10 protein-coding genes are annotated in these 8,132 nt (G+C 69.4%); 9 read left to right on the top strand and 1 reads right to left on the bottom strand.

Annotated features, from left to right (window positions below; all coding sequences use genetic code 11):
- The 3 genes from AB7U92_RS17045 to AB7U92_RS17055 form a co-directional block, all read left to right on the top strand.
- On the top strand, positions 1-410 hold a 410-nt coding region (locus AB7U92_RS17045), incomplete at its 5' end, for an enoyl-CoA hydratase-related protein (protein WP_428579457.1).
- 5 nt (positions 411-415) lie between these two features.
- The gene (locus tag AB7U92_RS17050; RefSeq protein WP_428579460.1) at positions 416-1,033 is read left to right on the top strand and encodes a DUF4126 domain-containing protein; all 618 of its coding nucleotides are present in this window, start codon (positions 416-418) and stop codon (positions 1,031-1,033) included.
- A gap of 8 nt (positions 1,034-1,041) precedes the next feature.
- Positions 1,042-3,042, top strand: a complete 2,001-nt coding sequence (locus AB7U92_RS17055) for an acetyl-CoA carboxylase biotin carboxylase subunit (protein WP_428579463.1) — start codon at positions 1,042-1,044, stop codon at positions 3,040-3,042.
- 6 nt (positions 3,043-3,048) lie between these two features.
- Here AB7U92_RS17055 and AB7U92_RS17060 read toward each other — a convergent pair whose 3' ends face one another.
- Complete coding sequence (locus tag AB7U92_RS17060) at positions 3,049-3,417, bottom strand: hypothetical protein (RefSeq protein ID WP_428579465.1); 369 nt, start codon at positions 3,415-3,417, stop codon at positions 3,049-3,051.
- Positions 3,418-3,524: 107 nt separating this feature from the next.
- On the opposite strand from AB7U92_RS17060, the gene AB7U92_RS17065 reads away from it, so the two are divergent.
- From AB7U92_RS17065 to AB7U92_RS17090, 6 genes are all read left to right on the top strand, one after another.
- Positions 3,525-4,439: a hydroxymethylglutaryl-CoA lyase gene (locus tag AB7U92_RS17065; RefSeq protein ID WP_428579468.1), complete on the top strand. Its 915-nt coding sequence runs from the start codon at positions 3,525-3,527 to the stop codon at positions 4,437-4,439.
- On the top strand, positions 4,436-4,927 hold the full coding sequence (locus tag AB7U92_RS17070; RefSeq protein WP_428579471.1) for a YbaK/EbsC family protein: 492 nt from the start codon (positions 4,436-4,438) through the stop codon (positions 4,925-4,927). Before AB7U92_RS17065 ends, AB7U92_RS17070 begins: the two co-directional genes overlap by 4 nt.
- Positions 4,924-5,133 carry a DUF1289 domain-containing protein gene (locus tag AB7U92_RS17075; RefSeq protein ID WP_428579473.1) on the top strand — a complete coding sequence of 70 codons (210 nt, stop codon included), beginning with the start codon at positions 4,924-4,926 and terminating at the stop codon, positions 5,131-5,133. The genes AB7U92_RS17070 and AB7U92_RS17075 overlap by 4 nt, the downstream gene beginning before the upstream one ends.
- A complete protein-coding gene (locus AB7U92_RS17080) occupies positions 5,130-5,774 on the top strand; it encodes a 2-hydroxychromene-2-carboxylate isomerase (protein ID WP_428579476.1) in 645 nt (214 codons plus the stop codon). Before AB7U92_RS17075 ends, AB7U92_RS17080 begins: the two co-directional genes overlap by 4 nt.
- 131 nt (positions 5,775-5,905) lie before the next feature.
- The gene (locus AB7U92_RS17085) at positions 5,906-6,214 is read left to right on the top strand and encodes a DUF485 domain-containing protein (RefSeq protein WP_428579479.1); all 309 of its coding nucleotides are present in this window, start codon (positions 5,906-5,908) and stop codon (positions 6,212-6,214) included.
- A 56-nt stretch (positions 6,215-6,270) separates the two neighbouring features.
- Positions 6,271-7,947: a cation acetate symporter gene (locus AB7U92_RS17090; protein ID WP_428579481.1), complete on the top strand. Its 1,677-nt coding sequence runs from the start codon at positions 6,271-6,273 to the stop codon at positions 7,945-7,947.
- Positions 7,948-8,132: the final 185 nt, after the last annotated feature.

Here is an 8,132-nt window from a genome sequence, read left to right on the forward strand (position 1 = left end):
CCGCCGAGGGCGTGCAGTTCTGCCTCAGCGAGGCGAAGCTGGGCCTGCTGCCGGCGACCATCGGCCCGTATGTCGTGAAATCGATGGGCGAGCAGGCGGCGCGACGCTGGTTCGTCACCGCCGAGCGTTTCAGCGCGGCGCAGGCCCACGCGATGGGCTTCGTGCACGAATGTGTGGCGCCCGAGGCACTCGACGCCAAGGTCGACGAACTGATCGCGGCGCTGGTGGCCAACGGGCCGATGGCCGTGCGCGCCTGCAAGAAGCTCGTGCAGGATGTGGCCGGCCGCCCTATCGATTCGGAGCTGCGTGCCGAGACCGCACGCCGCATCGCCGACATCCGCGCCAGCGACGAAGGCCGCGAGGGCATCCAGTCCTTCCTCGGCAAGCGCGCGCCGAACTGGCTCGCCTGAAGGCCATGCAGGCGCTCGACACTGCACAGCTGATCGCCATCGCAGCCGCGCTCGGCTGGGCGAGCGGCATGCGCCTGTACCTCGTCGTGTTTCTCACCGGCATCGCGGGCTGGTTCGGCTGGGTCGAGCTGCCGCAGGGCCTGAAGGTGTTGCAGCATCCGGCGATGCTGGGTGCGAGCGGCTTCATGCTGTTCGTCGAGTTCTTCGCCGACAAGATCCCGGGCGTCGACACGCTGTGGGACCTGGTGCACACCGTCGTGCGCATCCCGGCCGGCGCTGCGCTGGCCGCCTCGGTGTTCGGTGCCGATCAAGGCACCTGGGCCATGGCCGCCGCGCTGATGGGTGGCACGCTGGCGGCCACCAGCCACGTCGCCAAGGCCACCACGCGCGCGGCGGCCAACACCTCGCCCGAGCCCTTGTCCAACATCGGCCTGTCGCTGCTCGGCGATGCCTTCGTGCCGGCGGCGCTGTGGCTGTCGTGGACGCATCCCGTCGTGCTGGCGATCGTGCTGGCGATCGCGCTGATCGTCGCCATCGTTCTCATCGTTATGTTCGCCAAGTTCCTGCGCGCGCTCGCGCGCCGCGCGGCCACATTGCTGCGCGGCAGCCCGTCTTCCGTCTGAGGTCGTTCATGTTCCAGAAGATCCTGATTGCCAACCGCGGCGAGATCGCCTGCCGCGTTGCCGCCACCGCGCGCCGGCTCGGCATCCGCACCGTGGCCGTCTACTCCGACGCCGACGCGAGCGCCAAGCACGTTGCCGCCTGCGACGAAGCGGTGCACATCGGAGGCAACGCGCCGCGCGACAGCTACCTGCGCAGCGAGCGCATCCTCGAGGCGGCGCGGGCCACCGGCGCGCAGGCCATCCACCCCGGCTACGGCTTCCTCAGCGAGAACGAGGACTTCGCGCAAGCCTGCGCCGATGCCGGCCTGGTCTTCATCGGCCCGCCGGCCAGCGCGATCAAGGCGATGGGCCTGAAGGCGGAGTCGAAGCAGCTGATGGAGAAGGCCGGCGTGCCGCTGGTGCCGGGCTACCACGGGGCCGACCAGGATCCGGCCTTGCTTCGGCGCGAGGCCGACCGCATCGGCTACCCGGTGCTGATCAAGGCCAGCGCCGGCGGCGGCGGCAAGGGCATGCGCATCGTCACGAAGGCCGACGAGTTCGACGCTGCGCTCGCCTCCTGCCAGCGCGAGGCGCGCAACAGCTTCGGCGACGACGCGGTGCTGATCGAGCGCTACGTCACGCGGCCGCGGCACGTCGAGATCCAGGTGTTCGGCGACACGCACGGCAACTGCATCTACCTCTTCGAGCGCGACTGCTCGGTGCAGCGGCGCCACCAGAAGGTGCTGGAAGAAGCGCCTGCGCCCGGCCTGAGCGAAGCGCGCCGTCGCGAGATGGGCGCAGCGGCCGTCGCCGCCGCGAAGGCGGTGGGCTACGTGGGCGCGGGCACGGTGGAGTTCATCGCCGAGCCCACCGCCGATGGAGACCTGCGCTTCTTCTTCATGGAGATGAACACCCGGCTGCAGGTGGAGCACCCCGTCACCGAGGCGATCACCGGGCTCGACCTGGTCGAGTGGCAGCTGCGCGTGGCCGCCGGCGAGCCGCTGCCGCTGAAGCAGGAAGACCTGCGCATCCACGGCCACGCGATCGAGGCGCGCATCTGCGCCGAGAACCCGGAGGCCAACTTCCTGCCGGCCACGGGCTCGCTCGACGTCTACCGCACGCCCGAGGCGGCGCAGTTCGAGCGGGCGGAGGTGCGTGTCGATGCCGGCGTGCGCGAGGGCGACGCGATCTCGCCGCACTACGACTCGATGATCGCCAAGCTGATCGTCTGGGGCGCCGACCGTGCGCAGGCGCTGGCGCGGCTCGATGCGGCGCTGGCACAGACACACATCGTCGGTCTGCAGACCAACGTGGCCTTCCTGCGCCGCGTGGCCGCGAGCCGCTCGTTCGCTCGGGCCGACCTCGACACCGCGCTGATCGAGCGCGAGCGCGCCGCGCTGTTCGGGCAGCCGCCGCTGGCGCTGGAGGTGGCGGCGGCCGGCGCGATCGCCCATGTGCTCGCGCACGAGGCGGCCGGCGAGAACGCCGACCCCTGGTCGAAGCGCGACGGCTGGCGGCTGCACGGCGCGGCGGTGCGCCGCTTCGACCTGGAGGCGGACGGTGCACACCACGTCGTTCGCCTGGTGCGCAGCCACCGCGGCGAGGTCACGCTGGTGATCGGTGAGCGGCAGTGGGCCTTCGCCGCTCGCTCACGCCGCAGCACGCAGCACGACGTGACGCTGGCCGGGCGGCGCTGGACGCTCTCGGTCTACGCCGTGGGCGAGCGCATTGCCGTATTCGCGCCGGAAGGCGCCGCGCTGCTGCACACCATCGACCCGATCGCCCATGCCGCCGATGCGGCCGGCGAAGCCGGGCGGCTCACCGCGCCCATGCCGGGCAAGGTGATCGCGCTGCTGGCCCAGGTCGGCGAGGCGGTGAAGAAGGGGCAGGCGCTGGCGGTGATGGAGGCGATGAAGATGGAGCACACCATCACCGCGCCGCGCGACGGCACGGTGACCGAACTGCTCTACGCCGTCGGCGACCAGGTGCTGGAAGGCGAGGAACTGCTGCGGCTCGAGGCCGCGGCCTGAGGGGCTTCAGCCGTGGCGCGGCGTGCCGCTGCTGCGGCGCATCCAGGTGGACGGCTTGAGCCAGCGGCTCTGCGCGGCGGGCTCGGCCTTCACGTCCAGCTCGGGCGGGCGCGAGACGCCGAATCCCGAGGTGTCGCCCGACCAGGCAGCGGTGTCCTGCGGCACGTTGCCCGTGGTGGGCGCCTCGTTGGCCAAGCGCAGTTGGCGGGCCATGGTCGCGAGCTCGCGGTCGCCCGAGGCTTCGCAGACCCAGATCGCCTCGCGCACTTCACCCTCGGCCTTCATCAGGTCGCTGATCTCCACCTTGTGCCCGTAATGGCGCAGCAGCGCAAAATGGATGCGGGTGGCGAGGCGAAGGCGGGTGGCGGTGTCCACGAGGGTTCCTGTTCGAATGGTTGTATCTTCCTGTATCAGGTTGGTTACCGCCATCCCTAGCCGCGGGGAAACAACGTGACCCTGCCCATTTGCACGAGACTTTTTTCATGATTCCATCGACTGTCCGCATCGTCGACGTGGGGCCGCGTGACGGATTGCAGAACGAGAAGCAGCCGGTGGCCACGGCGCACAAGGTCGAGCTCGTGCACCGACTGCAGGCGGCGGGGCTGCGCGAGATCGAGGTGACCAGCTTCGTCAGCCCGAAGTGGGTGCCGCAGATGGCCGACAACGCCGAGGTGATGGCCGCCATCACACGTCATCAGGGCGTGCGCTACTCAGTGCTCACTCCCAATCTGAAAGGCCTGGAAGCGGCACTGCCCACCCGGCCCGACGAGGTGGTGGTATTCGGCGCGGCCAGCGAGGCCTTCAGCCAGCGCAACATCAACTGCTCGATCGCCGAATCGGTCGAGCGTTTTGCGCCGGTGGTGGCCATGGCCCATGAGCACGGCCTGAAGGTGCGCGCGGCGGTGTCCTGCGCGCTGGGCTGCCCTTACCAGGGCGAGGTCTCGCCCGACGAGGTGGAGCACGTGGTCCGGCTGATGAAGGCCATCGGCGTCGACCACTGCGGCATCGCCGACACCATCGGCGTGGGCACGCCCCGGCGCGTGCAGGCGGCGATGGAGCGTGCGCTGAAGCACTTCCCGCTGGGCGAAGTGAGCGGCCATTTCCACGACACCTACGGCCAGGCGCTGGCCAACATCTACGCCTGCCTGGAGATGGGCATTCACCACTTCGACGCCAGCGTGGCCGGCCTCGGCGGCTGCCCCTATGCGAAGGGCGCCACCGGCAACGTGGCCACCGAGGACGTGGTGTTCATGCTGAACGGCCTGGGCATCGAGACCGGCGTCGATCTTGATGCGCTGGTCGATGCCGGCGCCTTCATTTCGGAAGTGCTCGGGCGGCCGCCAGTGTCGCGCGCCGGCAAGGCGCTGCTCGCCAGGCGCGAGAAGGCTGCTGCGTGAGCGCCGTTCTGAACGATCGCCCGGAGGGCTTCCAGCGCGTGGCGCGCGCGCTCGCCGAACGCGGCCATCCGCACGAGCCGCTGTGGTTGGAGGTGTCGGCACGCACCTCGCAGGAGGCGGCCGATGCGCTCGGCGTGCAGGTCGGCCAGATCGCCAAGAGCGTGATCTTCCGGCGCAAGGCCGACGAGGCGGCGGTGCTGGTGGTGACCTCGGGCGACAAGCGTGTCGACGAGAAGAAGGTGGCGGCGATCGTCGGCGCGCTCGGCCGGGCCGATGCCGACTTCGTCAAGGCGCGCACCGGCTTCACCATCGGCGGCGTCTCGCCGGTGGCGCATGCCACGCCGCCGGTCACGCTGATCGACCGCGAGCTGTTCCGCTTCGGCGAGATCTGGGCTGCGGCCGGGCATCCGAACGGCGTGTTCCGGCTGAGCCCGGCGCAGCTCGAGTCCCTGACCGGCGCGCCGGTGGCCGACGTGGTGCAGGCATGAGCCGGCCGATGATGTCTTCGGTGCCGTCCCCGTGCATCAGTGTGTGCAAGATGGACACCCGCAGCGGTTGGTGCGAAGGCTGCATGCGCACGATCGACGAGATCGCCGGCTGGTCGGTGATGGACGACGAGCACAAGCGCCGGGTCTGGCAGCTGCTGCCGCAGCGGCGCGAGGCCTTCGACGCGATGAAGGGCTCGGCGCGATGAAGCACCTCGTCTTCTGGTTCGACCCGGTCTCGCCCTACGCCTACCTCGCGTTCGAGCGGCTGCCGCAGGCGCTCGAAGGCCTGTCGTACCGGGTCGACTACCAGCCCATCCTGTTCGCCGGGCTGCTCAAGCAGTGGGGGCAGAAGGGGCCGGCGGAGATCGAGCCCAAGCGCGTCTGGACCTTTCGCCAGGTGGCGTGGGCCGCGCACCGCCTCGGCATCCCGATCGCCACGCCAGCGCAGCACCCCTTCAACCCGCTCGCGCTGCTGCGCCTGCTGCATGCCTGTCCGCCGGAAGGCCTGACGCCGAACCGCTGGCAATGCGAGCGCGTGTTCCATCACGTGTGGCGCAGCGGCGGGGCCGATGCCGGCGAACCACAACGCCTCTCTGCCCTGCGCGAGGCGCTCGCACCCGCGCGCGACCCCGAGGGCGATGCCGTCAAGAAGCAACTGAAGGACCGCACCGCCGAGGCGCTCGCCAAGGGGGTCTTCGGCGTGCCGACTGTCGAGGTCGACGGCCGGCTGTTCTGGGGCCTCGACGCGCTGGAGATGCTCGCCGCGTACCTCAAGGGCGACGCCTGGTTCGATGGTCCCGCCTGGGACGAGGCCGCCCGCGCGCGGCCCGGCGTCGTGCGCGGCTGACCCGCCGCCCCCGTCAGCTTCACATCAGTTCCGCGTCAGCCAGCGTTGGATCCGCGTCATCGCGGGGTCAGTCCCTGCGTGGAATATGCACGCCGGGCTCCGCCGGAGCCACGACCGTGTGAGGAGACACCATGGATGACGATCTGGTTCGAAAGATCTCGACCCACCCCAAGTACCTGGAGCTGAAGGCCAAGCGTTCCGCGTTCGGCTGGTGGCTGACGCTGGCGATGATGGTCGTGTACTACGGCTTCATCCTGCTGGTGGCTTTCAACAAGCCGTTCCTGTCGCAGCGCCTCGGCGAAGGCGTGATGACGGTGGGCATCCCCATCGGCTTCGGCGTGATCGTGTTCACCGTGGTGATCACCGCCTTCTATGTGCTGCGCGCCAACAGCCAATACGACGAACTGACCGAGGCCGTGCGCCAGGGAGTGCTGAAATGAGCCGCCGGATCCGATTCAGCGACACCGCCCGCCGCGTGCTGACGCTGGCCGCGCTGATGGGCGCCGCCGGCGCCGCGCTGGCCGCCGGTGCCGACCTCGGCCAGGCGCAGAAGCAGGCCACCAACTGGACGGCCATCGGCATGTTCGGCGTGTTCGTGATCTTCACGCTGTTCATCACCAAGTGGGCGGCCTCGCGCACCAAGAGCGCGGCCGACTTCTACACCGCCGGCGGTGGCATCACCGGCTTCCAGAACGGCCTGGCGATCGCCGGCGACTACATGTCGGCGGCCTCGTTCCTGGGCATCTCGGCCGCGGTGATGGCCTCTGGCTTCGACGGCCTGATCTACTCGATCGGCTTCCTGGTCGGCTGGCCGGTCATCACCTTCCTGATGGCCGAACGCCTGCGCAACCTCGGCAAGTTCACCTTCGCCGATGTGGCCGCCTTCCGCTTCGAGCAGAAGCCGGTGCGCATCTTCGCCGCCTCGGGCACGCTGGTTGTCGTCGCGTTCTACCTGATCGCGCAGATGGTCGGCGCGGGTCAGCTCATCAAGCTGCTGTTCGGTCTGGAGTACTGGATCGCGGTGGTCATCGTCGGCGCGCTGATGATGGTCTACGTGCTGTTCGGCGGCATGACGGCCACCACCTGGGTGCAGATCATCAAGGCCTGCCTGCTGCTCGGCGGCGCGACCTTCATGGCCTTCATGGTGATGTGGAACTTCGGCTTCAGTCCCGAGGCGATGTTCGCCAAGGCGGTGCAGATCAAGGCCGACCTGGCCGTCAACGGCGGCAAGACCGCGGAAGAGGCCGCCAAGGTCGGCCAGTCGATCATGGGCCCGGGCAACTTCGTGAAGGACCCGATCTCGGCGATCAGCTTCGGCATGGCGCTGATGTTCGGCACCGCCGGCCTGCCGCACATCCTGATGCGCTTCTTCACCGTGCCCTCGGCCAAGGAAGCGCGCAAGAGCGTGATGTGGGCCACCGGCTGGATCGGCTACTTCTACCTGCTGACCTTCATCATCGGCTTCGGCGCGATCACCTTCGTGCTGACCAACCCGCAGTTCCTCGACGCCAAGGGCGGCCTGCTCGGCGGCGGCAACATGGCGGCCATCCACCTGGCCAACGCGGTGGGCGGCAACGTGTTCCTCGGCTTCATCTCGGCGGTGGCCTTCGCGACCATCCTCGCGGTGGTGGCCGGCCTGACGCTGTCGGGCGCCTCGGCGGTGTCGCACGACATCTACGCCACGGTGATCAAGCAGGGCAAGGCGGACAGCGCCTCCGAGCTGCGTGTGTCGAAGATGACCACCATCGCACTGGGCCTCGTCGCCGTGGTGCTGGGCATTGCCTTCGAGAAGCAGAACATCGCCTTCATGGTCTCGCTGGCCTTCGCGATCGCGGCCTCGGCCAACTTCCCGGTGCTCTTCATGAGCGTGCTGTGGAAGGACTGCACCACCAAGGGCGCGGTGATCGGCGGCTTCCTCGGCCTGATCTCGTCGGTGGTGCTGACGGTGGTGTCGCCGTCGGTGTGGGAAGCCACGCTGGGCAACCCCAAGGGCTCGGCGCTGTTCCCGTACACCTCGCCGGCGCTGTTCTCGATGACCATCGGCTTCGTGGGCATCTGGCTGTTCTCGGTGCTCGACCGCGGCGCGCGTGCCAAGGCCGACCGCGAGGGCTTCCTGGCCCAGCAGGTGCGCTCGGAGACGGGCATCGGCGCTGCTGCCGCGTCGAACCACTGAGACGTCGCTCGCGCTGGATCCATCGCAAGCGCCCTCGCGGGACTGCAGGCACACTGCCTGCGGTCCCGTTCTCCATTCCGCCATGGCCGGTCCCCGAGCTCCCGAATCGCAGCGCGAGATGCTCTCGCTCGTCAGCGCACGCGTGCGCGACGCCTACGATCGCAAGCCCTTCTTCGTCGAGGGCG

The sequence above is a fragment of the Piscinibacter sp. genome (assembly GCF_050175855.1).
In the GTDB taxonomy this organism is placed as follows: Bacteria; Pseudomonadota; Gammaproteobacteria; order Burkholderiales; family Burkholderiaceae_C; genus Piscinibacter.